The organism is Prosthecobacter sp. GW821-HT29F12 (genome assembly GCF_058803405.1).
The window spans coordinates 944,672-969,600 of the sequence record NZ_CM179517.1 but is presented as its reverse complement, the minus strand read 5'-3'; the positions used below and the strand labels follow the sequence as shown (position 1 = coordinate 969,600).

At 57.4% G+C, this 24,929-nt stretch carries 27 protein-coding genes; 1 reads left to right on the top strand and 26 read right to left on the bottom strand.

Annotation, left to right across the window (positions count from 1 at the left end):
- Positions 1–150 precede the first annotated feature (150 nt).
- From AC3RLQ_RS03995 to AC3RLQ_RS03965, 7 genes are all read right to left on the bottom strand, one after another.
- Complete coding sequence (locus tag AC3RLQ_RS03995) at positions 151–666, bottom strand: MgtC/SapB family protein (protein ID WP_493034574.1); 516 nt, start codon at positions 664–666, stop codon at positions 151–153.
- Between the two features lie 18 nt (positions 667–684).
- A complete protein-coding gene (locus AC3RLQ_RS03990) occupies positions 685–1,635 on the bottom strand; it encodes a cation diffusion facilitator family transporter (protein WP_493034572.1) in 951 nt (316 codons plus the stop codon).
- 135 nt (positions 1,636–1,770) lie between these two features.
- Positions 1,771–2,133 (bottom strand): hypothetical protein, encoded by a 363-nt coding sequence (locus AC3RLQ_RS03985; protein ID WP_493034570.1) that lies wholly within the window; start codon positions 2,131–2,133, stop codon positions 1,771–1,773.
- A 136-nt stretch (positions 2,134–2,269) separates the two neighbouring features.
- A complete protein-coding gene (locus AC3RLQ_RS03980) occupies positions 2,270–2,881 on the bottom strand; it encodes a YegJ family protein (RefSeq protein ID WP_493034568.1) in 612 nt (203 codons plus the stop codon).
- Complete coding sequence (locus tag AC3RLQ_RS03975; protein ID WP_493034566.1) at positions 2,881–4,881, bottom strand: heavy metal translocating P-type ATPase; 2,001 nt, start codon at positions 4,879–4,881, stop codon at positions 2,881–2,883. Before AC3RLQ_RS03975 ends, AC3RLQ_RS03980 begins: the two co-directional genes overlap by 1 nt.
- A gap of 15 nt (positions 4,882–4,896) precedes the next feature.
- Positions 4,897–5,397, bottom strand: a complete 501-nt coding sequence (locus tag AC3RLQ_RS03970) for a permuted SH3 domain-containing protein (RefSeq protein WP_493034564.1) — start codon at positions 5,395–5,397, stop codon at positions 4,897–4,899.
- A 54-nt stretch (positions 5,398–5,451) separates the two neighbouring features.
- Positions 5,452–5,901: an MgtC/SapB family protein gene (locus AC3RLQ_RS03965; protein WP_493034562.1), complete on the bottom strand. Its 450-nt coding sequence runs from the start codon at positions 5,899–5,901 to the stop codon at positions 5,452–5,454.
- A 187-nt stretch (positions 5,902–6,088) separates the two neighbouring features.
- On the opposite strand from AC3RLQ_RS03965, the gene AC3RLQ_RS03960 reads away from it, so the two are divergent.
- Entirely contained in the window at positions 6,089–6,433 is a 345-nt protein-coding gene (locus tag AC3RLQ_RS03960) for a hypothetical protein (RefSeq protein WP_493034560.1), read from the top strand.
- A gap of 92 nt (positions 6,434–6,525) precedes the next feature.
- Here the strand turns inward: AC3RLQ_RS03960 and AC3RLQ_RS03955 are convergent, their stop codons facing one another.
- The 19 genes from AC3RLQ_RS03955 to AC3RLQ_RS03865 form a co-directional block, all read right to left on the bottom strand.
- The gene (locus AC3RLQ_RS03955; RefSeq protein WP_422317837.1) at positions 6,526–7,044 is read right to left on the bottom strand and encodes a hypothetical protein; all 519 of its coding nucleotides are present in this window, start codon (positions 7,042–7,044) and stop codon (positions 6,526–6,528) included.
- Positions 7,041–7,391, bottom strand: coding sequence for a hypothetical protein (locus AC3RLQ_RS03950; RefSeq protein WP_422317836.1), 351 nt, complete (start codon positions 7,389–7,391; stop codon positions 7,041–7,043). The genes AC3RLQ_RS03955 and AC3RLQ_RS03950 overlap by 4 nt, the downstream gene beginning before the upstream one ends.
- On the bottom strand, positions 7,384–7,659 hold the full coding sequence (locus AC3RLQ_RS03945) for a hypothetical protein (RefSeq protein WP_422317834.1): 276 nt from the start codon (positions 7,657–7,659) through the stop codon (positions 7,384–7,386). The genes AC3RLQ_RS03950 and AC3RLQ_RS03945 overlap by 8 nt, the downstream gene beginning before the upstream one ends.
- Before the next feature lie 214 nt (positions 7,660–7,873).
- Positions 7,874–11,113, bottom strand: coding sequence for an efflux RND transporter permease subunit (locus AC3RLQ_RS03940; protein WP_493034557.1), 3,240 nt, complete (start codon positions 11,111–11,113; stop codon positions 7,874–7,876).
- Positions 11,110–11,454: a P-II family nitrogen regulator gene (locus AC3RLQ_RS03935; protein ID WP_422317830.1), complete on the bottom strand. Its 345-nt coding sequence runs from the start codon at positions 11,452–11,454 to the stop codon at positions 11,110–11,112. Before AC3RLQ_RS03935 ends, AC3RLQ_RS03940 begins: the two co-directional genes overlap by 4 nt.
- 19 nt (positions 11,455–11,473) lie before the next feature.
- The gene (locus tag AC3RLQ_RS03930) at positions 11,474–12,451 is read right to left on the bottom strand and encodes an efflux RND transporter periplasmic adaptor subunit (RefSeq protein ID WP_493034555.1); all 978 of its coding nucleotides are present in this window, start codon (positions 12,449–12,451) and stop codon (positions 11,474–11,476) included.
- 15 nt (positions 12,452–12,466) lie between these two features.
- A complete protein-coding gene (locus AC3RLQ_RS03925; protein ID WP_493034553.1) occupies positions 12,467–13,774 on the bottom strand; it encodes a TolC family protein in 1,308 nt (435 codons plus the stop codon).
- 101 nt (positions 13,775–13,875) lie between these two features.
- Positions 13,876–14,355, bottom strand: coding sequence for a hypothetical protein (locus AC3RLQ_RS03920; RefSeq protein ID WP_493034551.1), 480 nt, complete (start codon positions 14,353–14,355; stop codon positions 13,876–13,878).
- A gap of 74 nt (positions 14,356–14,429) precedes the next feature.
- Positions 14,430–14,906, bottom strand: a complete 477-nt coding sequence (locus AC3RLQ_RS03915; RefSeq protein WP_493034549.1) for a hypothetical protein — start codon at positions 14,904–14,906, stop codon at positions 14,430–14,432.
- An 82-nt stretch (positions 14,907–14,988) separates the two neighbouring features.
- Positions 14,989–18,159: an efflux RND transporter permease subunit gene (locus AC3RLQ_RS03910; RefSeq protein ID WP_493034547.1), complete on the bottom strand. Its 3,171-nt coding sequence runs from the start codon at positions 18,157–18,159 to the stop codon at positions 14,989–14,991.
- Between the two features lie 2 nt (positions 18,160–18,161).
- Complete coding sequence (locus tag AC3RLQ_RS03905) at positions 18,162–19,292, bottom strand: efflux RND transporter periplasmic adaptor subunit (protein WP_493034545.1); 1,131 nt, start codon at positions 19,290–19,292, stop codon at positions 18,162–18,164.
- Positions 19,293–19,371: 79 nt separating this feature from the next.
- On the bottom strand, positions 19,372–20,541 hold the full coding sequence (locus tag AC3RLQ_RS03900) for a TolC family protein (RefSeq protein WP_493034543.1): 1,170 nt from the start codon (positions 20,539–20,541) through the stop codon (positions 19,372–19,374).
- A gap of 201 nt (positions 20,542–20,742) precedes the next feature.
- Positions 20,743–21,192 (bottom strand): hypothetical protein, encoded by a 450-nt coding sequence (locus tag AC3RLQ_RS03895; protein WP_493034541.1) that lies wholly within the window; start codon positions 21,190–21,192, stop codon positions 20,743–20,745.
- A gap of 104 nt (positions 21,193–21,296) precedes the next feature.
- A complete protein-coding gene (locus tag AC3RLQ_RS03890; RefSeq protein WP_493034539.1) occupies positions 21,297–21,731 on the bottom strand; it encodes a hypothetical protein in 435 nt (144 codons plus the stop codon).
- Complete coding sequence (locus tag AC3RLQ_RS03885) at positions 21,728–22,111, bottom strand: TolC family protein (protein ID WP_422317811.1); 384 nt, start codon at positions 22,109–22,111, stop codon at positions 21,728–21,730. Before AC3RLQ_RS03885 ends, AC3RLQ_RS03890 begins: the two co-directional genes overlap by 4 nt.
- Before the next feature lie 211 nt (positions 22,112–22,322).
- Complete coding sequence (locus AC3RLQ_RS03880; RefSeq protein WP_493034537.1) at positions 22,323–22,823, bottom strand: hypothetical protein; 501 nt, start codon at positions 22,821–22,823, stop codon at positions 22,323–22,325.
- 641 nt (positions 22,824–23,464) lie between these two features.
- Positions 23,465–23,749 carry a helix-turn-helix domain-containing protein gene (locus AC3RLQ_RS03875; RefSeq protein ID WP_422317807.1) on the bottom strand — a complete coding sequence of 95 codons (285 nt, stop codon included), beginning with the start codon at positions 23,747–23,749 and terminating at the stop codon, positions 23,465–23,467.
- Positions 23,750–23,795: 46 nt separating this feature from the next.
- A complete protein-coding gene (locus AC3RLQ_RS03870; RefSeq protein ID WP_493034535.1) occupies positions 23,796–24,434 on the bottom strand; it encodes a hypothetical protein in 639 nt (212 codons plus the stop codon).
- Complete coding sequence (locus AC3RLQ_RS03865; RefSeq protein WP_493034533.1) at positions 24,431–24,865, bottom strand: SMI1/KNR4 family protein; 435 nt, start codon at positions 24,863–24,865, stop codon at positions 24,431–24,433. The genes AC3RLQ_RS03870 and AC3RLQ_RS03865 overlap by 4 nt, the downstream gene beginning before the upstream one ends.
- Positions 24,866–24,929: the final 64 nt, after the last annotated feature.

The following is a 24,929-nucleotide window of genomic DNA, read 5'->3' as shown; positions in this document are numbered from 1 at the left end:
AAGTTAAGGAAAAGGGTGACTGAATGTGTGCGGCAGTCGCAGATATTCAGAAGCGAAGCTTGCCTGGCTGTAGATAAATGGTCTCGAAGCGCCTAGACAGCGTTCGGGCGACGAAGAACAGGATCAAGAAGCGACAATTTCTCATGCAGATCACTTATTCATTGTTGTGTCGGAGGATGTCGTTTTTTTATGCGTGTGCTCCTGGCAGTCGCGATGCAGCCACCGCTCGATGCGGCCCACCACCCAGACGACGGCGAGCACCATGGTCGTGACTATGCTGGCAAGCAGAAACTCCCGCAGGGCCACGCAGATGCCGAGCGCACAGGCCATCAGCAGTGTTGCAGAAGTGGTAAGCCCTTCCACACGCTGCTGGCTCTCCAGCCGGAAGATGGTGCCTGCGCACAGAAAGCTCACGCCGGAGATAATCGCCCCGATGAGCCCCATGGGATCGAAACGCATGATCGCCGGGGAGATGCCGTCGCTGAAGCGCTGCACCATCACACTGCCAAGTCCGACGAGCAACGCTGCCATGCCAGCCACGAGCATGTGCGTACGCATGCCGGCAGGTTTGTGCGCCATTTCGCGTTCCAGGCCGATCAGCCCTCCTAGGACCATCGCGACGGCGACTTCGCCAATGATTTGATAAGGAGTTTCTGCGGGACTCATAAGATGGGGTTTGCCTGATCAGATAAAATATTGCTCCGGCATGACGCCTGGCGGTTCGAGCTGGAGAGTGGCGTGAGCGATGTCGAAATCTTTGCGAAGCCGCTCGCGGATAGTCTGCACAAGCTCCCAGCCCGTTTCCAGTGTCGCTCCAGGCACGAGGACAAGGTGGGCGCTCACCGCATCCATGCCCGAAGTGATCGTCCAGACATGGAGATCATGCACTGCGGTCACACCGCCACTGACGAGCAGCGCCTTTTCCACCTCGGCGAGGTTGATTCGCGCGGGGGTGGCTTCCAGCAAAATGTCCACGGCTTCGAACATGAGCTTCCAGGTGCGCGGCAGGATGAAAAGGCCGATGACGACGCTGAACACTGGGTCTGCATAATACCAACCGGTGGTGAGCATGATCACCCCCGCGACGATCACGCCGATAGATCCTAGCAGATCGCTCACAACTTCGAAATAGGCACCGCGCATGTTCAGGCTTTCCTCCGATCCCTTCTTGAGCATCCGCATTCCGAGAATGTTTATGACGAGGCCCACCGCCGCCACAGCGAGCATGGGGAGACTCGATACGGCCGGTGGGTCGCGAAAACGCTGCCACGCTTCATACAGAATCCAGAACGATATGCCGAAGAGAACGACGGCATTGATCAACGCGGCGAAAATCTCCACGCGGTAGTAGCCATAGGTGCGCGCGGGTGTTGCGGGTTTGCTTGACATCCAGCTTGCGAAAAGCGCCAGGGCCAGACCTCCAACGTCGGTCAGCATGTGCGCTGCGTCCGCCAGCAGCGCAAGACTGCCGGTGACGAGGCCCCCGATCACTTCGACGATGAAGTAGCTGAAGGTCAGCGCGAAGACCTTGCGCAACTTCCCGCGATCCAATGATGAGCCTGTGCCCGACACAGGAATGGCGGGCTCATCCGGCGTAGGGGAATCGGCTGCTTGACGGGGCTGATTGGTTTGCATCCTTGCGTAGGTTTTGTGTTGGCTGTGCAACTAGGTGACATGAGAGCCATGGCAGCGGTGGCGATGCCGATGGCTCTCATGAAGAGGACAGTGCTTAGGAGCGTCTGTTTTTATCTAAAGCAGCATAGGCTTGAATCAATGCCGGCCACGGCCGCCGCCGTTGAAGCCGCCGAAGCTGCCGCCATGCCCGCCGCCACCATAGCTGGGGCGTGCGAAACTCCGGCCATAGCTGTGCTGAACGCCATAGCTGCTGCTGTGCCTCGAACTGCTGCCGCCAAAGTTGCGCGGAGTGCTGTAACCAGAGGAGCGTGGGTAGCCGCCGTAGCTGTAACCCGTGGTGCGGGGGTAGCCGCCGTAGCTGTAACCCGTGGTGCGGGGGTAGCTGGAATAGGCGTTGGCATACCTGCTGATGCCGCTGCTGTAGTTGCGCCCATAACTGCTGCCATATCCGCCGCCATAACCTATGCCTGGAACTTCGCAGCTGCTCAGGCCGACCATGAATGTGAGCAAGAGCGCTGCGCGGACGAATGCTGCACCATGTGACCTGCCCTTGAGCGATGAGGGACTAGTCTGGGCAAGGACAGCCACTGTCGTATTCGATGTTTGAGTTTTCATAGATGTGTTTCCTCGATGGTTATTCCAGGCTAAAGCCCATGGTTTTGGTGAACTGTTTTTTCTCAGCGGCTGAAAGCCTGCTGTAATAGACGCGCAAGGTGTAGCCGCCCACGAGCCGCCCGTTCTCAACGTACATCCAGTCGGTGATTTCCTCCGGCTGCACGGAAACCTCTTCCCCCAGCCGGGGTGTCTTCAATTCGACCGGGTCGTTATCGACTTTCCCTCGCAGGTCGCGGCCGTCGAAGTGGACGGAGGCCAGCCACAGGTGCTCGCATTTGTCGCCTTTGGTGCAGCGTTTCTTCACCGCAAAACCGCTCTGGCCGGATTTGGGGGTGGTAAGCGTCGCAGTGAACTTGCCCAGCGTGCGCTGTGCCTCATGCACCGCCTCGTCCATGGCCTTGTCGGCGTCATGGACATGCACAAACGCCGGCGCACCGGCACTACTGTCAGGCTTCGCGGGAGTTTGCCCAACGAGGTGTGGTGCCGTGAGGAACGGCACGACGATGAGAATGGCGAGGGTTGCGGATTGCAGCCAAGTGGTTGGTTGCGGGCCCACACCCAGAGCGCCGACTGGCTCTGTTTTGCAGCTGTTAGCGGGCGGGATTAGGTGATGATTGAGTGTTGTTTTCATTATCTGGTTTGTTGGTTGGATGGTTGAGTTTCCGAACGGGCGTTACCGCCGCGCAGAAGTCGAAGCGCGTTCATGATGACGAGCAATGTGGCGCCGGTATCGGCAAGGATGGCAAACCACAGGCTGGTGTGACCGGTGAAAGCGAGGATGAGGAAGACGGCCTTCACGGCGAGGGCGAAGGTGACATTGAACTGGATGATGCGCAGGGTGCGGCGGCCTAGCGCGATGGCTTCCGCCACACGGGTGAGGTCGTCTTTCATGAGCGCCATGTCGGCAGTCTCGATGGCGGTGTCACTGCCGATGGCTCCCATCGCGATGCCGACGCTGGCGAGCGCAAGCGCGGGGGCATCATTCACGCCATCGCCGATCATGCCGACGTAATGATGCTCGGCCATGAGGCGCTTGATGTGCTCGATCTTCTGCTCGGGCATGAGATCACCGTAGGCTTCGTCGATGCCTGCCTGCCGGGCGATGGCATCGACGGTGCGCTGGTTGTCGCCGCTGAGCATGACGACTTTTTCAATGCCTGCGTCATGCAGCAGCGTGAGGGCGTTGGAGACTTCGGGTCGCATGGTGTCGCCTATGGCAAGGATGCCGAGAATCTTGCCCTCGCAACCTGCATGCGGCGTGTGCCCGAGGATGGCGAGGGACTGGCCTTTGCTTTCGATCTCCGTGAGCCGGGCCTCGATCTCCGGGCTGCACACGCCCTGCTCATGCGCCATCTTGTGATTGCCGATAAAATGCGGGTGCCCGTCAATGACAGCGGTGGCTCCACGTCCGGTGACGGACTGATATTGCGTGGCTTCGCTCCAGGAAATGCCCTTGCTTTGCGCAGCGGCGACGACCGCCTGCGCCAGCGGATGTTCGGAATGTGCATCAATCGCGGCGGCACGGCGCAGGACTTCTTCTTCCTTCATGTCACCGATGGGGATGACTCCTGTCACCTGCGGCTTGCCCTGCGTGATGGTGCCGGTCTTGTCCACGGCGAGAGCGCGCAGCTTGCCGACGGCTTCGAGATGCGCACCGCCTTTGATGAGCACGCCGCGTCGTGCGAGCGCGGTGAGGCCGGAGACAATCGAAACCGGCGTGGCAATGACGAGCGCACAGGGACAGGCGATGACGAGCAGCACGAGCGCGCGATACGTCCACTCCGACCACGCCGCACCCATGAGCAATGGCGGCAGCAAGGCCACCAACAGCGCGACCACGAACACGGCAGGCGTGTAAATGGTGGCGAACTTGTCCACGAAGCGCTGGGTGGGTGCCTTCTGTTCCTCGGCTTCCTCGACGAGCTTGATGATGCGGGCGAGGGTGGAGTCGCTGGCGGCCTTGGTGACACGCACGGTGAGTGAGCCTTCGCCATTGATGGTGCCCGCAAAGACGGGGTCGCCGGGCTTCTTCTCCACCGGCACGGACTCGCCGGTGATGGGTGCTTGATTTACGGCGGAGTCTCCGGCGATGACTTCACCATCGAGCGGGATGCTGCTGCCGCTGCGCACGCTGATCTCGGTGCCGACGACGACTTCCGTCACAGGCACTTCTTTGGCAACGCCATCGGCTCCGCGCACGAGCGCGGTCTGCGGCGTGAGTTTTAATAGCGCAGCGATGGCACGCCGCGCTCTGCCGACACTCCAGGACTCCAGCAGTTCTGACAGCGCAAAGAGAAAAACGACCGCAGCACCTTCCGCGCCTTCACCCACGAGCCATGCACCCGTCACGGCCACGGTCATGAGGACATTCATGTCGAGCCGCAGTTTCCGCAGCGCACCGAATGCCGCCGGAACGACCAGCAGGCCGCCCGCCAGTGTGGCGAGAGCAAAGCAGACGGTAGCAGGCCACGGTGGCCCGAGTTTGAGCCATTGCAGCAGCAAGCCGAGCGTGAGCAGCGCACCGGAAGTGATGACCAGCGCATTTCGTGGCAGCGGTGTGTCGTCATGGCCGTGCTCGCAGCCGCCATGGGATTTGGATTCGGATTCGTCGTGGGGGGCTTGTGTGTTCATATAAGATGTAGTGACTTATTTCTTGCTCGCTGCGTTGCCAGACTGTGAGCCAAGTCTGGTGTTTTCGACGCTTTCGGATGGCTTGGAGTGAATATCTGGCTCGGCCCGCAACCGCTCTGCTCCACTGACGACGAGCTGCTCGCCCGAATGAAGGCCATGAAGTATGCGCATCTGGCCATCTCGCAGCCGTTCTGTAACCACGCTGTGTCTGATGAGCACGTTTTCCCTCTTAACACTTCGGGCGAAGACGAATTTGCCTGCCCGGTCGCTCTGGATCGCATCCTCCGGGACGATGGCGGTTCTGTCCGGGTCGGTGACACTGCGTAGGACGACACCCAGTTCACGGTGCCGGGATTCTTCGGCAAAAACGGGCTGCTGGATGCCGTCTGTTGAACTCGGGGCCGTCCAAATATAGACAGCAAAATACGTCGCCAAAACAAAACCGATGCTGAAGGCTGGCCGCCAGGTCTTAAATGACTCTCCAACATGAGGATCGCTGATGGTTTTTGCGTGCATGGTGCTCGTGGTGAAAGGGGGATGGACTGTAGTTTTCTTGGGTTGCTCCCTGGCTTATTCTTCTCCGCCTGGCGGGCGCTCTGAGGGAGTTTTCACCCGTCCCCAGCCGGGTAAATGGTGCAGTGCCAGCAGGCCATAAAGCAGCAGGGCTGTCAGGATGCCCAGCACATACATGCCAAATGCGATGGCGAGTCCCACGGCGGCGGTCGCCCAAAGAGTTCCCGCTGTCGTCAGTCCTTTTAGACGGCCCTGATCATGCATGATGACGCCCGCGCCGAGAAAACCCACGCCGCTGACAATTTGTGCCGCGATGCGTGTGTTATCAGCCATGTTGGGGATGTGGGAGGAAACAAGGCCAAAGACACAAGCCCCCAGGCATACCGAGGCATAGGTGCGAATGCCAGCCTCGCGGCCATGCTGTTCTCGTTCCCAGCCGATCAAGCCGCCAAGAAACGTTGCCAGAACCGCCTGCGCGGCCATCAAGAGTTCAATTTGCCAGTCCATGTGTTTGTTCGGTTGAGGATTTACCTGCATTGCGAGGAAACGATCTCCAAGAGGTAGCAAAGGGCAGGAGCTGTGAAGGACAGCGGGGGAGCAAGAAAAAATGTGTTGCTGCTGAATAGTTCCAACGGGGTCTCGTCTGTTGAGATAAGCCGCTCATTTGGCGGCAATGAATCAAACCTAACTCAATATGAAAAAGCTCATCACTCTCCTGGCTGTCACCGCCAGCTTTGCTGTCCTCGCTCCTGCCACCTCGCAGGCGTTTGATGGACACGGTTCCAGCCGCAGTTTCTCGAACAACTGCGGTTCCTGCGGCACACCGGTTTACCGCGAACGCGCCATCACGGGCTATGACCGCGACGGTCATCCCATCTATGGCTACCGCACTGTCAGTCATAGCTGCCGCCCAAGCTTTGGGGGTCATGGCAGCGGCAACCGCTTCGGTCATGGCTCGAACCATGGCGGCAACAGTGGTGGACACTTTGGCCCATCGGGCTTTCAGTTCAATTTTGGTGGGCGCTCCAGCGGTCATTGAGTAAGTGTGTTGAACTGTTGGTGAGCCAACCGTGCATGCCGGAGAAAGAGAGTTCCGGCGGGCTATTTTTGGGGACATTAAAGTGGAGGCGGTCATTGCTTCAGGAGTTTCTTGATACTGGGGAGGCTGAACGCCTCGCCGACGAGTTCATCGCCGCGATAGACCTGAATGCCCCAGCCGTGGTAGCGGCTCCCGACGGCTTCAACATTCTTGAATTTGGCACGCCGGCCGCTGCCGGATTTCACGGAGTGCTGCGGCGTGAAATTGAAGGTCACTACAGGCGAGGTGAGGCGCGTGCTTTTGCCCGCCTCCAGCACAGCGGTGAGCGAGTGTGATTTCAGCGCGACGAGTTTGTCAGTGCCGAGGTCATCGGCAAAGAAGGTGCAGGTTACTTTGACCTCGCCCTGAAGCGTGTTGCTGCCACGGAGTTCTATTTCCAAATTCTTCTTTACCACTTCATCGATGCTGCCTTTGGGATCTGCATGTTCCGTCTTCACGGTAGCGGTGACGCGTATAGGGGTGACGGCCTGCGCAACGAGCGGGATGCAGAAGCCCAGCGCGAGCAGCGGCAGAAAACTACGTATGTTTTGGGAGAGAGTGTAAATTTTCATGAGGCCAGTGGATTTGGGTGAAAGGCGGCGGTTCCTCGCCATGCGCTGTAGTAAAACAGCAGAAGAAAAGTCAGGATGAGCACCATCACGGTGATGGCCCCCCAGTTGGACCCGCTTGAATGACGCAGTACGGCGACGAAGCCCGTCAGCCAGCCGCCTACCGCGAAGACAGGGCTGATTATTCGGCAGAGGGCAAAGGCGATGATATCACCCTTCTCCTCACCAGGGCGGTGCCAACTGCTGCCGCCAGTGAGCAGGCCTGCAACGAAGATCACCAAGCCACAGAATGACAAGGCAAGTGCCCATTTTGCCGAAGGTGTGATCGATGGTGGCGGTTCCTCAGTCATGGAGAGGGGCTTTCATTGGGGGCATTCCGCGCTTTTGCTGTGGCGGATCAAGCAAACCGATCTGGTTGACGTAATCCGGACCAAAAAATGGAATGTGCAGGTTGACCTGGATTCGCATGCCGGGTTTCAATTGGGTGGACGAGACTTCATGCTCACCGAACCAGAAGATGGCCCGCGATGAGTAAACAAACTGGCGCGCGGGGCCGCCATCCTGGGCGAAAGTGATCCATCGTGTGCTGTGGTTGACACTGAGAACCATGCCGGTCATGGAGGTTCCCCGAGTGCGGTAAACTCCAGCATTGGAGGGTCGCCAGTAAGACGATCCGAATGCTTCGGCGGAGGATGGCAGCCAGAAGGAGGCGAGAAGAGCCAAGAACCCGAGCCTAGCGAGATTACTCATGGCGTGGAAAAAAGGTTAGTGAGTAATCGTCAAACACGATCAATGACTTCGTTCCCATATAAGTGAGGAATTCATGGTGGACTCAATGAGCGGGGATGGGAGGCCCGGAAGATGAATCCGGGTCGGCGGCGGGATCGACTTCGGCCTCAAAATCTTCGGGCTTCATGTCGCCGTGGCGGTGAAACATCCGGTAGAGTGCGGGCAGGACCAGCAGAGTGAGGATGGTCGAACTGATGATTCCCCCGATGACTACGCTCGCGAGGGGCTTTTGCACTTCAGCACCGCGGCCGTGGGCGAGAGCCATCGGCACAAAGCCGAGCGCGGCGACCAGCGCAGTCATTAGCACGGGCCGTAAGCGCGTGATCGCACCTTCACTGATCGCATCATCGAGGCTCTTTCCATGCAGGCGCAGTTGATTAATGAAACTGACCATGACGACACCGTTGAGCACGGCGACACCACTCAGTGCGATAAAGCCGACGCCAGCGGAGATGGAAAGCGAGATGTCACGCAGCCACAGCGCGACGATGCCACCGGTGAGCGCGAGAGGGACGCCGGTGAAGACGAGCAGCGAATCCTTCACGCTCCCAAACGCCATGAAGAGCAGCACAAAGATAAGTCCGAGCGCAAGCGGCACCACAATTTCCAACCGCTTGGTGGCACTCTGAAGTTGCTCAAACTGCCCGCCCCACTCGATCCAATAACCGGCCGGAACCTTAACGATGTCGCCTACCTTTGTTTGTGCTTCGCCAACGAACGATCCAATGTCCCGCCCACGAATGTTGCAAGTGACGACAATGCGCCGCTTGCCATTCTCCCGGCTTATCTGGTTTGGGCCGGGTTTTTCGTCGAAGTCGGCGACCTCGCTGAGCGGGATGAATGAAGTTGTTTTTGCTGCGACTTTACGACGCGCACCTTCATTTTCGTCATCTTCATCAGCAGGCAGCGCGATGGGGATGCGGCGGAGTGCGTCAAGGTCATTGCGAAGTGCTTCGGGCAACCGCACGACCAGCTTGAAACGGCGGTCGCCCTCGAAAAGGTTGCCCGCCTCGGTGCCACCGATCGCGGCTTCGATGACTTCCTGTACTTCGCCGACGCTTAGGCCGTAGCGCGACATCACCTCGCGCTTGAGCTGGATGGTGAGCATGGGCAGGCCGCCGACAGGCTCGACCTTCACCCCTTCGTTACCGCTGACGGTGCGGAGTGCATCGGCGATTTTTTCGGCGGTGGCGACAAGCACGTCCATATTGTCGCCGAAAATTTTGACCCCCACGTCGCTGCGCACGCCGGAAATCAGTTCGTTGAATCGAAGCTGAATCGGCTGCGACATTTCATAGGTGTTGCCGGGGATCTGATCAATGGCGGCGTCGATTTCTTCGATAAGTTTGGCTTTGCTCTTGCCCGGATCGGGCCATTCCTTCTGCGCCTTCAACATGATGTAGCCATCTGCGATACTTGGTGGCATCGGGTCACTCGCGACTTCTGCGGTGCCGACACGGGCGAAGACTTCTTTCACTTCCGGGAATTCGAGAAGCCGCTTTTCGAGCGTTGCTTGCATCGCGAGGGTTTGGGTGAGGCTGGTGCCAGGTATGCGCATCGCCTGAAGGGCGATGTCGCCTTCGTCGAGGCTCGGGATGAATTCCGTGCCCATGCGCGAAGCAATCAGGAAGCTGAGAGCAACAAGGCATGCGGCGATAGTCGCCACAGTGGGACGGTTCTTCAGCGACAGGCCAAGAAGGGGAACATAGACCTTCTTGGCCCAATGCATGAGAAAATTTTCTTTCTCGCTCACTATTCCGTTGAGGAAAATGGCGACGGCGGCGGGCACGAAGGTGAGGGCGAAAATCATCGCGCCGGCGAGTGCGACAAGGACGGTGAAGGCCATCGGCACGAACATCTTCCCCTCAACACCGGTGAGCGTCAAGATGGGCAAATAGACCACCATGATAATGAAACCGCCAAAGATGCTCGGCGTGATGACTTCCTTGGTCGCGGTGAAGACCACATGGAAGCGCTCGCGCGGAAGAAGCAACCGGCCTTTGGCGTGCTGATCTTCGGCGAGATGGCGGATGCAGTTTTCGACGATGATGACCGCACCATCAACGATGATCCCAAAGTCGAGTGCACCCAGGCTCATGAGGTTGCCGCTGACCTTTTGCTGCACCATCCCGGTGATGGTAAAGAGCATTGACAGCGGGATGACCGCCGCGGCGATAAGAGCGGCGCGGAAGTTGCCCAACAGTGCGAAAAGCACGACAATGACGAGCACCGCGCCCTCGAAAAGATTCTTCTTCACCGTTTCGACAGTGGCATCAACGAGGTTGGTGCGGTTGTAGATCGTGTTTGCGACGATCCCCTCCGGCAGCGTTTTGTTTACTTCTTTCATCCGTTCCGCGACACGCTGGGCGACGACTCGCGAGTTCTCATTTACCAACATGAAAGTCGTGCCGATGACAGCTTCATGGCCGTTATAAGTGCCGGCGCCCGTGCGCAGTTCCTGGCCGATCGCCACGCTGGCCACATCGCGGATGCGCACTGGCACCCCCTTACGAGCGCCTATGACAATTCGATCGACGTCGGCGATGTCCATGACCTGGCCCGGTGCGCGGACGAGGTACTGCTCCCCGTTGCGCTCAATGTAGCCGGCTCCAATGTTGGCATTGTTTTGCGCCAGGGCGGTCATCACGTCGCGAAAGCTCAATCCATAAGCGACCAGCCTTCGCGGATCAGGCGTGATATGATACTGCTTTTCAAAACCGCCGATTGTGTTGACCTCGACCACGCCCGGCACATTGCGCAGCTGGGGCTTGATGACCCAGTCCTGCACCTCGCGCAGATCCGTCGGAGTGATCGGTGAGCCGTCTGCCTTGGTGGCACCGGGCTTCGCATCCACCGTCCACATGAAAATCTCGCCGAGACCCGTGGAGATCGGCCCCATACCGACCTCAACGCCGGGCGGGAGCTGCTCCTTCACCTGACCGATGCGTTCGGCAATCTGCTGTCGCGCCCAATAGATGTCGGTGCCGTCCTTAAATATCACGGTGACCTGGGAGAGGCCATAGCGCGAGATTGAGCGTGAGTATTCGAGCTTGGGGATGCCCGCCATCGCTGTCTCGATAGGAAAGGTGATGCGCTGCTCAGCCTCCAACGGCGAGTAGCCGGAAGCTCCAGTATTGATCTGAACCTGCACATTGGTGATATCCGGCACCGCATCAATCGGCAGCCGTTCGTAATTGTAAACACCCAACGCACCCAGCGCCAGCGTGCCGATGAGCACAAACCAGCGGTGCTTGATAGAGAAGGCGATGAGCTTGGGAATCACAATTGTGGCGGTGGGAGGTTTTCGCCCGTACGGATGCGGATGGCGCTCTCCACCTGGGTCACGATGATCATTCCGTCACCAACGCTGCCGGAATGTGCGGCGGAGCGTATGAGGTTGACGATTTCTTCAGCCTGCGAATCGTCGGCAACGATCTGAACGAGGTTGCGACGATGAAAGGAAATATTTTGCTCGGTTAGCTGATAGTCTTCAGCAGTCTCGGGTCCGCTGCCGTGACCGAGCACCTCCAGCACGGTGAGGCCGGGAAAACTTCGCATTCCTTCCAGCGCGTCAACCACGCGTGGCAAATATCGATGTTGGATGTAGGCTTCGATTTTTTTCATCTTTCTTTCTTTTTGCGGGTTAATGCTCCGCTTCGCCTTTGCCGAGTTCGGCTTTGACGACGAAGCTGTTGGCGCTGACGTATTTTTCGCCCGGCTTCAGGCCTGAGACGACATCCACGCGCTCGCTGTCGCGGACACCGAGTTTCACCTCACGCGCCTCAAAGGCGTCACCTTCCTCGACAAAGACCACGTTCTTGTTTCCGAGCGTTTGCAGTGCGCTGAGCTTCACCGTGACCGGCGCATCATTTTCACCTGTGATGATCTCCGCAGTGACGAATAATCCTGGCCGCAGATCGCCCTTTGCGTTCGGCACAGTGGCCCGCGCAAGCATGGTCTGCGTCCCCTCGGCCCCGAAGGGCGAGATATAGTCGATCTGCGTCTTGATCGGTTGCCCGCCCTCCGTGTCGTGACGGTCGCCCGTATGGACTTCAACCTGCTGACCCTTGCGCAGCAGCCCGAAGTCCTGTCGGAAGATGTTCAAGTCCACCCAGACCGTGTTCATATCCGCCACGATGAAGACCATTTTGTCATTGTTCACAAATTCTCCCAATGTCATGTCACGCTGGATGATGGTTCCTTTCACATCCGAGGTGATATCATAAACGTTGAGGCTTTCGTTGCTCTCGACAATCCCGAGCACTTCGCCTTGCTGTACCACGTCACCGAGTCGTTTTTTGACTGCTTTGACGACGCCTGGAAAGCGCGGCATGACATGCGCCAACGACTCCTCGTTGGCGGTAACCTTGCCATAAACTGAGAGGCTGGTCTTTATTTTTGCGGGGCCTGCCTCCTCAATCCTGAGGTTGGCGTTCTCGCGCTGCTTGGCCGACAACTCGACGCGGCCTTTCTCTTCTTGTCCCGCAGGCCCTTCCTTTTTGACCGCGCTCTGCTCCTCGCCTGCGGGCTGTGATTTGGTGTTGAGAATTTTCCAGCCTGCAAAGGCCGCGAAAGCGACCACTGCGGTGATGAGGACGATATGAATGAGCTTTTTTTTCATAAACCGTTGTGGAGGTTAGCGTGAACCTTTGGCCTTCGGCTTGGAATTGGAAAGATGGCCGTGAAGTTCAACAGGCTGTGCGGTGAGAGCCTCCACATTGGCGACGGCCTTGTGGTAATCGGCCAGAGCATTCAGATGGCGGTTCCTCACCTCGGTCAGCGTGCGGCGGGCTTCAAGAATTTCGAGCTGGCTGAAACGACCTGCCGAATAGCCTTCGCTGAGCAGCTTCACGGTTTGCTCCGCAGCTGGCAGGATGCGCTCCTTGAGCGTTACGATCATATCAGCCGCACGCCGCATCGTCTGATAGGCGACGCTTAGCTCACCGAAGGCACGCGCTTGAATTTCACGTTCTTCCGGCCGGGCCTTGGCGAGCAGCGCGCGCGCTTCGGCGATATTTCCCTGGTTACGGTTAAAGAGCGGTAAAGGAAACGAAAAGCTGATGACTCCAATCGTATAACCGTCGCCTCCACCCACGATTCGCGGACCAATCCCGACGGTAAGATCGGGAACCACCTGCGCTTGCTGTACCCGCAGGACGGCTTCGCGATGCTCGCGTTCGGTTGTCCAGCGTGCCAGCTGTGGATGATTACCCAGTCGCTCAACGAGGCTGGTGAAAGGCGGCAAAGGCTCCGTGTGGTCGAGATTACCCGTGACGTTTTCGAAGGTGATTATGCGCGTCTCACCCCACTGCGCAGCGAGGACGGCCTTGGCTGCCAGCAGGTCCCGCCGGCTCTGTTCCAAACTTATTTGCGCAACCTCCACGGCGACTGAGGCGCGAGTCAGTTCCACCTCCGGGGCGGCACCTTTTTCGAAACGTTTTTGCGTCAGTGGCACTGCATTTCCCCAAAGGCGGACAGTTTCTTCCGCCAGCGCGAGCCGACGTTGGGCCACAAGCACATCGACAAAGGCCTGCGTCGTATTGCGCAGGACTGCAACACGCTTCACCTGATAGTCGAAATGCGCCAGGGTGCGGCTCAGCTCCGCCTGTGTGGTGCGGGCGGCCCGCTTGCCTCCAAGCTGCACGAGCTGGCTCAATTGCAAAGTGTGCTCGGCGTTGTTGCCCCTTGCATAATCACCGGTACCTGTGACGTCCTCGGCTGACAGGCTCACATTTGGATTGGGGATGAGACGTGCTTGAATGATCTGAGCTTCCGCCGCACGAACGTCCCAGGAGGAGGAGGCGAGTTCCGGGCTTCGCTCCAGTGTGAGTGCCAGCGCCCGAGCCAACGTGAGCGTGCCGCCGGTTGAATCCTGAGAGTATGCTGAAGAAAGAGTTAACGCAGTAACCGCCAGGATAATGCGAGGAGAGCAGGAAAAGTTCATGGCGTTTGACAACAGGGTAGGGGCTGATGACTCAAGTGGTTCCGCGCGCCCTGCAGCGTGAAGCTGCACCGGGCGGGCGGAGGGTGGTTAGGGAAACTGTGTTACTTCTTTTTCTCCTCCTTCTCTTCTCCATGAGCGCAGGTGCAGGCGTATTCCTTGTTCTTGCAGGTCGGGCAGTCGTTGAGGTTGAGATTGAATTTCTCATTGATGGCCTTGTCACCTTCCTTTGCCCGGATTTGCACCACGGTGGGAAGGTCATTGCCTTCAGGAACGGTTTTGTCGGAAACCAGCTTGTCTCCGTCTTTGGTGAAGCTCAGCTTGGTTGGAGCAGAGCGGTCCCCAACAGTGACGCTGATAACCTGCGCGCCAGGGGCGACGACTTTCATGTCGTCGTTGATGAAGCGAATTTCGACCTTTTTGTCCTTGTTCACGAAGAACTCGACATGGGGTTCGACTTCGGTGATAAGCCTGCCACCGGTGGGGCCGGCCTTGGCTTCATGTTCGTGCTTGTCTTTGTCGGCTGCGCTGACGGTGAAGGCCAGCGCGAGGGTGAGCAGGGTGGTGAGCAGTTTGGTTTTCATGAGTTTGGGTTGTCTGTGGGTTGGTTGTTTCTGTTTTGCCCCATTTTCATGGGGAAATTGATGGTGAGAACAGGTCACTTTTGTTCCTTTGGCTTTGCTGGCGCACAGGTGCAGGCGTATTGAGGATGCCTGCCAGCAGGGCAGAGGGTGAGGCTGAGTGTAAACTTATCTGCCGTCACCTGTGACTCTCCGGGCTTTGCACGGAACTGCACCAAGGTGGGCAGGTTCTCGCCTTCGGGGATGGCCGTGTCGGAGACGAGCTTGTCGCCGTCCTTGGTGAAGGTCAGTGTGGTGGCGCTGGTGCCAACACCAATGGTGACGGCGACTTCCTGGCCGTTGGGAGGCAGGACGATGTTGGCGTCACCCACAAAACGGACTTCCACCTTTTTTGTGACGGGGTTGACCAGGAACTCCATGTGCGGCTCCACTTCGACGAGGAGCCGTCCGCCGGTGGGGCCGGCCATGCCGTGATAACCGGCCTTCGGGTCGTCCGCCTGCACCCAAAACGGGCGTACTGCCAGAATGCTCAAAATAAGCAGTGTGTATTTCATGCGATTCATAATTTGATCGAAAGGTTGGTTTAGTTTAGCCGCAGTGGAGGAAGCTGTTAAGCTCAACCACCTTGGAAATTCGTTAATGTGAGGCAGGTGCTTCATTTTCGATGGCCTTTGCGGCCGCTTTGCGGCCAATCAGCCAGAACATGGCGGGTGTGATCGCCATATCGAGGAAGGTGGAGGAGATCAGCCCCCCCACGATGACGACGGCCACGGGATGAAGGATTTCCTTGCCTGGTTCATCGGCCGCGAGAACAAGTGGAATGAGGCCGATGCCAGCGGAGAGTGCCGTCATCAGCACCGGCACAAGACGCTCCAGAGTGCCGCGAATGACCATCTGGCGTGTGAAGCCTTCTCCCTCATGTGTCATGAGGTGCAAGTAATGACTGATCATCATGATGCCATTTCGCGCAGCCACACCACCGACAGCGATGAAACCGACGAGCGTGGCAATACTGATGTTGTTCAGCTTAAAATAAGTGAAGACCAGACCGCCCATGAGAGCAAGCGGGATATTCACCAGCACCTGCAGCGCTAGCGATGCGCTGCGGAAGTAGCCATAAAGCATGAGGAAGACAGCGACAAATACGATAGAAGAGAAGACTGCGATACGCTGGGTGGCTTCCTTCTGTGCCTGGAATTCGCCCTCGAAGGTGATGAAGTAGCCTTCTGGCAGCTTCACCTTCGCAGTAACCTCTTCGCGGAATCTAACGACTAGATTCGAGACGTCTCGCACGGTGGGCTTGATGGCGAGTGCAAAGCGACGCTGACTATTCTCTCGGAAGATGACGTTCGGTCCCTTGGCCTCGCGCACATCCGCGACGAGCGACAGCGGGATGCGCTGGGCACCGCCGGTTTCAACTGGCAGCTCGGCAATTTTGTCCGGCGAATCACGCCACTCGACTGGCAGACGCAGGACCAGATTGACGCGCCGCTGACCTTCGCGCAATTCAGCGACTGATTTACCACCGATGAGGCTGGAGAGCTGGTCATTCAGTTTGCCAGGCGCGATTCCGTAGGCTTTGGCACGGTCACGATCCGCCTCAATGCGCAGCTGCGGGATGGAGGAAGTCTGGTCGAGCTTGCAGTCCTGAAAGCCGGGAATGCTCTTGGCGATGGTTTGAATCTCGATGCCCAGCTGGCGCAACTTGTCGAGGTCGGGGCCGAAAATCTTGATGGCCACGGGAGCGGAGACCCCGCTCATCATGTGGCCGATGCGGTCCGCGAGCGGGCCGCTGACGACGGCAAAGACGCCGGGCACGGTTTTGAGCTTCTTGTTAATGTCATCAAGGATTTCCTTGCGGTTGCGACCCCTGCTTTGGTTTTCGCCTTCGATCTCGCGGAAATCCACATCGAACTCAGCGGTAGAGACGGGCACGACATGGTCGCCACGTTCCGCACGACCTAGGCGGCGGCCCACCTTGCGGACTTCTGGAACGGTGAGGATTTGCTGTTCGATGACGTCGGAGATTTTGTTCATCTCTTCGAGCGAGGTGCCCGGTGCGGTGGTGGCGGCGACGAGAGCGGTCTCCTCCTGAAACTTGGGCAGGAAGTCCTTGTTCATCTTCGGATACAGCAAGAACGAGGCAACTAGAAGCACCCCAGCGATGGTTAGGACAATGAGCGGCTGATTGAGAGCAAATCGCAGCAGAGTATGCTCCAGCAGCCACTTCATGTTGCGGGTGATAAAGCCGTCCTTGTGCGCATGGCCCGCCGCAGGGTTCAGCAATATCGAGCACAGCACCGGAATGGCGGTGAGTGAAACGATGAACGAGGCGATCATCGAAATGATCGTGGCGATGGCGATGGGAGCGAACAGCTTGCCCTCCACGCCAGTCAAGCCGAGCAACGGTAGAAAGACGAGGATGATCAGGATGGTGGCGTAAAGAATGGAGTTTCGCACTTCACCCGAGGCTTTGGCGATCACCTTCAATCGAGGGTGGGGAACTGGCAGGGCGGCGTTTTCCCGCAGACGCCGGAACACATTTTCCACATCGACAATCGCATCATCCACGACCATGCCGATGGCGACAGCGAGGCCGCCGAGGGTCATGGAGTTCACGCTGATGCCGAACCACTTGAAGACAAGCAGGGTAATGCCAAAGGAGAGCGGCATCGCCATCAGGGTGATGAAGGTGGTGCGGAAGTTCAGCAGAAACAGGAACAGCACGATGGTGACCATGATGGCTCCGTCACGAATGGCATCGGCGAGATTGCCAATGGCATGATCGATGAAATCCTTCTGCTGAAACAGCAACGTGGTCTCGATGCCTTTGGGAAAGGTGGCCTGGAGTTCCTCAAGCGCGGCTTTGATCTGCTCCGTCAGCTTTCGGGTGTCGAATCCTGGAGCTTTGGTGATGGACATGATGACGCCGTAGGTCGGCGATTTTTCGGGGGTCTGGCTGACGGTGGCATCACCGCGCATGGGTTCGATGCCCCAGACGACGTTGGCCACATCCCCGATGGCAATGGGCCGGTCGTTAATTTTTTTGATGATCGTACGCGCGATGTCATTCAGCTCCACAGTCATCGCCAGATTGCGCACCATGATCTCGGTGGGTCCGGTGTTGAGGAAGCCGCCTGTGGTTGTGTTCGCCGCTTCAGAGGTAGCACGTTCCAACTCCTCGTAGCTGATCCCATTGGCCTGCATCTTGTAGGGGTCGGGCTGGATCTCGATGCGTTTCACGCCGCCGCCCATGTTGAGGATCTCGGCGATGCCAGGTACGCTCTTCAGACGGCGCAGGATCGTCCAGTCGGCCAGTGAGCGCACCTCACGCGGCGGCAGGTAGCCGGGCTCGCCTTCCTTGATGGTGGAGCGCACACCAACGAGCAGGATCTCGCCCATCAGCGAGGCGACAGGCGTCATAAAGGGCTGAACACCTTCGGGGAGCTGGCCTCGGGCGGCCTGAAGCCGTTCCTGCACGAACATGCGCGCCCGGTAAATGTCCATGTCCCAGCCAAACTCGGCATAGACCAAGGAGAGGGCGACGTCGGAGTTTGAGCGCAGCCGCGTGAGACCCGCCACGCCCATGAGCGCGGTTTCAATGGGTTGTGTGACACGCATCTCCACCTCCTCCGGTGCAAGGCCGGGAGATTCCGTGAGGATGATGACCGTCGGCTTGGTCAGGTCCGGCAGCACCTCCACCGGGAGCTCCGTGGCCGTGCGCATGCCCATCACCATTAGGATAAGAGAGACACCGATGATGACCGCCCGATTTGCGAGCGACCAGTGGATCAATTTGTTGAGCATGGCTAGTGCACCTCCTTCTTCAGGGTTTTTGCTGATGCGGCTTCATCCTCGTCAGTGGAGCCCCCCCTTTTTTTGGCGAACAGGGACAGCAGCAATAAAATCAGGAGAACGATGCTGGCATACATCCACATGGAACTGCCTCCTTCCTCGGCGTGCGCATGGCCGCCTGCCGCGCCTCCTTTTTTTGCCTCCATTTCGGCCCTTTTCTCCGGTGTCAGCTCAGAGCCATCTTCCGCATGCTCGTGACCGTGCGCGGCATCCAGAGCCTCTTTGAGTGAGACGCTGCTGGCTCCAGCAAAGGACAAGGAATAAGCACCCCGCGTCACGACTTCATCCGCAGGCAGCAGACCGCTGGTGATTTCGACAAAGCGGTCGTTGATTTCGCCCACTTGCACCTGGGTTTTCACAAAGGCATTTTCGAGATCGAAGTCCTTCACATAAACAAAGCGGTTGCTTGATTCTCCTTGCAAGGCGGCACGCGGAACGCTCACCACACTGGTGCGTTTGCTCATTACAATTGAGAACTCCGCACGCATGCCTGCCCGCAACAGGCCGCCGGGATTGGTCAGGCGGAAGATGGCGTCAATCGTGCCGCTCTCTTTATCTGCACTGGTGCCGAAGCGCAGCAGTTCACCTTTGAACTTCTCATTGGGCAAAGCGGCCACTTTGATGTGCGCCTCAGTACCCGGCTTCATTCTTCCGGCCTGATGTTCCGGCACACGGGCCACGGCATAGACCTCGCTGAGGTCCGTGATTTCAAGGAGCGCCTTCTCTGGATCGAGCGGGTCACCCAGCCGTGCGTCAACACGCGTTACCAAACCTCCCAGCGGTGCTTTGAGAGGAATGACCGGCGGTGGATCTCCGGGCTGGCGGCTCTCAATTTTTGCCACCTCGTCATCCTTCTTCACTGTGTCTCCAGGCGCGATTTTTAACTCCACAATGCGTCCTGAAATACGAGTGCTTACAGCAGCCACCTTGCTCGGAATGGCTTCGATGCGGCCCAACGAGAAGATGGTGGCCTCGAAATCTGTCTCCTCGACCTCGACGGTTTCGATGCGGAGATTTTTCACGCCGGTTTCATCCAGCACCACTGTGTTGGCGGCGCGTTTGGTATCATTTTCGGCGTGTACCATGCCTGACAGGGCGAGGCAGAGTAACAGTCGTGAAAGGGGGTGTTTCATAAAATAAATCAGGGGAAATGTGGCAGAGTGATTAGCGTTTTGATGGCGTGGAAGAGGTGGCAGGAACAGCGGGCGCATGCTTGCCGGTGGCAGCTTCGTAGCGGATACGGGCCAGGTGGAAATCACGCACGGCATCCAGCGCGGCTGCTTCGAGTTGCAGACGCTGTTCACGCGCACGGAGGATGGTCAGCAAGTTGGTCTGCCCCTGCTCGTAGGCTTTTTCCAACTTATCGGTCTGTTCAATGACCAGCGGCAGCAGCTTATCGCGCGTTTCGTGAGCTAGCTCGGCATTGGCCTGCATTTCGCGGCGGGCCGTTTCGGCTTCGCTGATGATTTGCTTGCCAAGCGCCTCTCTTTCCAGCAAGGCACGCTCCGCACTCGCCGCCTTCTCGGCGATCTCGCCCTGATTGCGGTTCCAGAACGGCAGCGGGATTGAAATGCTAAAGCCATAGTAGCCCGTGTATTGGCGGTTGGTCGGCGTCACATCCTGCATTTCCTGCGAGGCAAACAGCCCGGCTTTCACATCCTGCAAACGACGTGCCTTGGCGAGATCTTGATCTGTCAGGGAGGCTGCGATTTTGGTCTGGGCAAGCTGATAGTCGGCACGTTGCATCCAGCCCGCTCCCATGCCGGGAACGACCAGATCCGGCAGATCGCCAGAGAGGGTCAGTGTATCCTCAGGGGACAAACCCAGCATGGGTTTGAGCTGACCCAGCAAGCTGATGCTGGTGGTCTCCAGTTTCCGGGTCTCCAGCAGCAGCCGCTGCGCATCCACCTGTGCCTGGGCGGCATCAAGAGCGGAAATCTCCCCGGCTTTGGCGCGTCCACGCACGAACTCCGAGAGCTTCGAGGCCAAAGCGGTTTGCTGCTTTCGCAAAGCACGCTGCTGAGTGAGCGACAGCAGTTGCACCGCAAGGCTCTGCGCGTCCGCGATCAGGCGTCGTTCAGCATCTCGCACCTCCAGCTCTGCTGCTCCCACCAGTTGCGAACTGAGTTTCTTTTCCAGGCTAAGTCTGCGGGTTATGGGGAAGGCCTGATCAATGGAAAACACGCCTGTTTGTGGGCTGACTTTGCTTTGATTCTGAAAAGCGTAGCCAACCGTCGGATTCGCGAGCCTGCCAGAGCCGAGCTGACGACCCCGCGCCTCCTCGACCGCGAGACGGGCGGCTTTGAGAGTGGGATGCGAGGTGCGGACTTTCATGCCAATGTCGGCAAGGGAAAGCGTGAGAGCTGGGGCCGACGAGACGGCCACCAACATCAAGGATGTACACAAAAGAATGGGTGAACGGAACATAAACTGAGTGATGGATTGATGTTTACAGGCGTGGACGTGCCATGCCCTGAGCCAAGGAAAAATCGGAGCGCCTCAGCCGTCAGTCGTGGACGGCGGCGCAGACTTTTCTCAAACCAAAATCACCATGCAACGAGCCACCTGCAAAGCCGCAGGCGGCGGACTCTCTCCCCCGGTATCCAGGGGCGTGGTCATCATCTCATTCTCCGTGAGCACCTGAATCAGCACCCAATCATGAACGGGTTTCTCCGCCACCAGCACAGCCACAAAAGCCGGGATGGAAACGGCTGTCAGACCTGATGTGCCGGTCTGCAAATCCACAGTCAAAGGCGCATGATGCTCTGTGTCCTTGTGCTCACTGTCATCCTTGTGTGAATCCTTAGAACAGGAAACAAAATCAATCTTCACAGACCCTGCGACTTGATGGCAGTGCTCATCGTCCGTGGCCACCGCCGGGCCTTGATGGTCACACACAAACCCACGCTGCATTCCAAATACCTGTGCGCAACCCACGACCAGAACGGCCAGCAAGGTAAGGATACGCTTATGATGAAGAGCCATGGATAAGATCGAGTATGATGGGAGCAGAATTGACTTTATTCAATATTTTTTTTCGAAACTCCAGATCCTAGATGGTCGAGAGCAGGAATGTTCAGGGATTTAATTTATTCATCACAGATGCAGGCATACTCGGGGTTCCCGCATTTTTCACAGGTGTGAAGCTGAAGCTTGATGCGGAAGTTCTTCGGCTTTGCCTCTGGCGTGGCTTTGGCTTGCAGGACGATTTGATAGCCTTCGCCTTCGGGAAGTTTGGTGGTGGAGATGAGTTTGCCATCCTTCACCTCGAAGGCGATCTTGGTTTTGCCGCTGGGAACTTCGGCGGTAGCGGTGATGATTTCGGTGGTGGCGGGTTGGGCTTTCATCGCGGCGTCATAGACGGCGATGCTGATAGTGCGGTCTTTTTCGACGAAAAACTCGGCACTTTTGCCGCCGAGTTCGAGGAGGAGGCCTTTACGGGGACCGGCTTTGACTTTGGCGTCTGCAAAGGCGGAGGTGGTGGCGAGGGCGGCGATGACAAGGATGTTCAGCAGGGTTTTCATGGTGTGTTTGTTTGGGGTGTGGTTTCCGTTCGACCCCGTCGTAGCTCACAGGCACGAGGAGCAGGATGGGGATGGAAACGAAAACGATCCAGGCCCAGCTCTGCGAGCGCGATGTCACGATTGGCGATGGCCTTGCGCAAACCAAGCCGCCCTGGCCATTCGATAGGCTGCGCAAGGCTCGCTGAAAAGGCCAGCCCGTCAGAGTTGGCTTCCGGCGCGATGAGCTTGTTCTTGCCGTATTGGAGTTCGAGCGTGGGATTTGACTGCCTGCCCGCCGTGCTGCCGTTGGCCCGTGCCTTGATAATTTCCGCTTCGTAAAAGCGGATTTCCGTGTTGGCCGTGAGTGTAAGCGAGACCAGATGCTCAATGCTTTTGGGCACGGGCTGTTCCGCTGCCGGAAGCGATGAAAGGACTGCATAAAGCAGGGATGAAATGAAAATCGCACGCAATGATGAAACGGGATCGGGTTGCAAAGGACAGGCATGAAGAAGACCCGGCGTGAGGCTGTGTGGATGCCACCATCTGCGGGTGTGCATCAATCCGGCGCATTCATTCACCACCCCATACGGCGGTGTTGCTCACGGAAAATAATCAGGCCAATTCCGAAGGAGCGCGCGCTGGTAATGCCGCACGGCTCACAAAGATCCACGTCGTTCGTAGCTCAATTGGTGCGGTGGTCATTTCGCTGACGGAACCAGAAAGAGCTGTCGAGCTTTCATTCCGATGAAACATTGCCGCCAGCAAATCAAGCAGCTCTACCATTTGCATCTCCGGCATCATTATCGCCGCAGGCATCTGGCTGTGGGCAATGGTGTCGCTGGGGCAGGTGTTCTGTGACTCCCCGCCATCTTCATGATGAGCTGGATCACCCTGGCATTCACAAGCCTTGCAGGTGCTTTCTGAAACCCAGCAACACATCGAAGCAGGCACCATGAGGGCCAGCAGGATAAGTGCGGTAATTTGCCAGAAGCGTTTCATTGACGAAGCGATGCTAAAAAATCGCAGAAGGGCAGAAATGGTCAAGTGGTGATCGTATCGGGCGGGAGCTTTTGATATGACGCGGACGGCGAGTGCGGAGTCTGTTGTGCGCATGAGACTTTCCTGATCACATCGATGGCGGTTCTATAGAGTCTATGGAATACGGAGGCGTCTGGGTTTCGGCACTGTCAACGAACAGTGCATGGCAGCAGTATCACGCCTTGTTGCCATGCCTCCAGGTTTCGAATGGAGGCGTTTGTTAAATGGCGTTGATAGCCACGTCAGAGGCTGACTTCTTGGCCGTACCCGTGAAATCGAGCGCGACCGGTCGGATGAGTGAGCATGAGCCTCGTGGAGGGGGGGAGGCGTTTGCGATTTCATTCGGCGGTGGCGCTTCTTTATGGCGAGCGGGGAAAAGCCTGGCTTGCCATTCGCGGAGCGATGCCAAGCGGGGCGATTGAGGAGGCTTGATGGCTCCGCGCACCTTGGGATGGCGCAGCTGACGAGGCTGTTACAAGGGCGGCATCTGGGACATCTGAAGTGCCTCAAAGCTGGCGGGCGCAGATGGGCCTGCATGAACACGCAGGCTGATCGGAGCCGGGGTTTGAAGTTGAGGGCGTTGCGGGACACTTCCCGCTCGAAGGGGTAGCAGCGCACGAAGTAGCCGCGAGGGGAAGACTTTCCCCACCAAAAGTCTCAATCTCAAGATGAAACATCCCAACACATGGATGCCAAATGTGCGTAACGTTGATCTACTACTTGCTGACCTCGGGATCATATCCCAAATACTCCACCAATAGCTTTCGATTCTGTTCAGATGGAGGGTTCTTGTGCAGCTCCCAATACTTGAGCGTGCCCTTTGAAATCCCCAGTTGGCAAGCCAGCTCCTTCATCGTCAGATTCTCCTTCAGGCGCTTAGCCCGCACATGATCAGCAAGGCAGGTCGGTTTCAAATGCCTGTCCGACCGCAGCCACCAACGACGCGTATATCGCCCCCGATTGACCGACAACCGCCGTTGATGAAAAGCCAACAAACGCATCCGGGAGTCCATCAATGCGGCTTATCGGGAGGATCCACGGGTGGCATTATTTGACCGGCTGCGGCGGCAGAAAGCTGACTCTCCCAAGAAACTCTTGGGCGGCGATCTTCTCAAGAAACTCCTGTTTCACTTCTTCGACATCTTCCCCTTGCACCACTTTCCACCACGTTTTCGCAAGAAGGCTCCTTTGCGCCCAAATGTCGTCCGACTTAAAGACAGAAAGAACCTCCACGTCCTCATCACGTAGCCAGAGATTTTGAATGGCCAGCTTGAGCGGGTAATCGTGTGACTCGATTTCCTGGAGCGTTTCGCCGTCCTTTCCGCTGTAGAACCTGACCAACATTCGATGTACATCGGTTCGATCGTACGAGATGGCATACCAGCGCTGCTCGCGGAACTGCACGGCAAACACGCGTTCATCGCGGGTGGATTCCCAATTGCTGCGATGTCCATCCAGACGAAAGGTGCCGGAACAAGAGATGGTCCCACCTCCAAAAGAAATGACATGAGGGTGCCCCCAGTAACGCCACTCAAGGTCCGTGAACCGAGCCATTCCCTGCCTCCCATCTTCGGTGGTGAATTCCTCGTCCCAGACTGTGCGCTCAAAACAGGCCCATAACAACAGCCCCACCGGCAGGAGGATGAGCAGACTGTATTTGATCCACTTGTTCTTCCGCTCTTTCATTCAGCTACCAGTTGATTCCAAAACTCATCCAGCGACTCACAAATCCTCTCCAAAGGTTCTTCTTGAGCATAATATGAGTCGGATCGATAGAAATAGACCGGCGCCGTCACTTCATCGCAATTGCAGAAAAAATAATCACCGCCGCCATCGACTGCAAAAGGAAAGTAACAAGCAGGGACAATTTTTTTACCAAGAACAAGGTTTCGATACGTTTGAACTGCCGTCCCCCTGTTTGAATGGGACATGAGAGGCAATGTCTCATTTACCACAGTATTAAGTGTTTCACTTTCATACACATAATGTTCAGGACTGCCTCCGTTGTACTTCAAAAAGAATGCTCGCAGCGGTTTGGGGAAAACAATGGCAATTTCATTCTCGACTGCGCTGACTTCTTGTTCAGTAAGTTTTTTGTCCAGATCTAGAAATTTCATACCTATAGGTTACCGGGTAAAATGAGATCTATTTGGGGTAGCTTGACATAAGTTCTAAGACAGC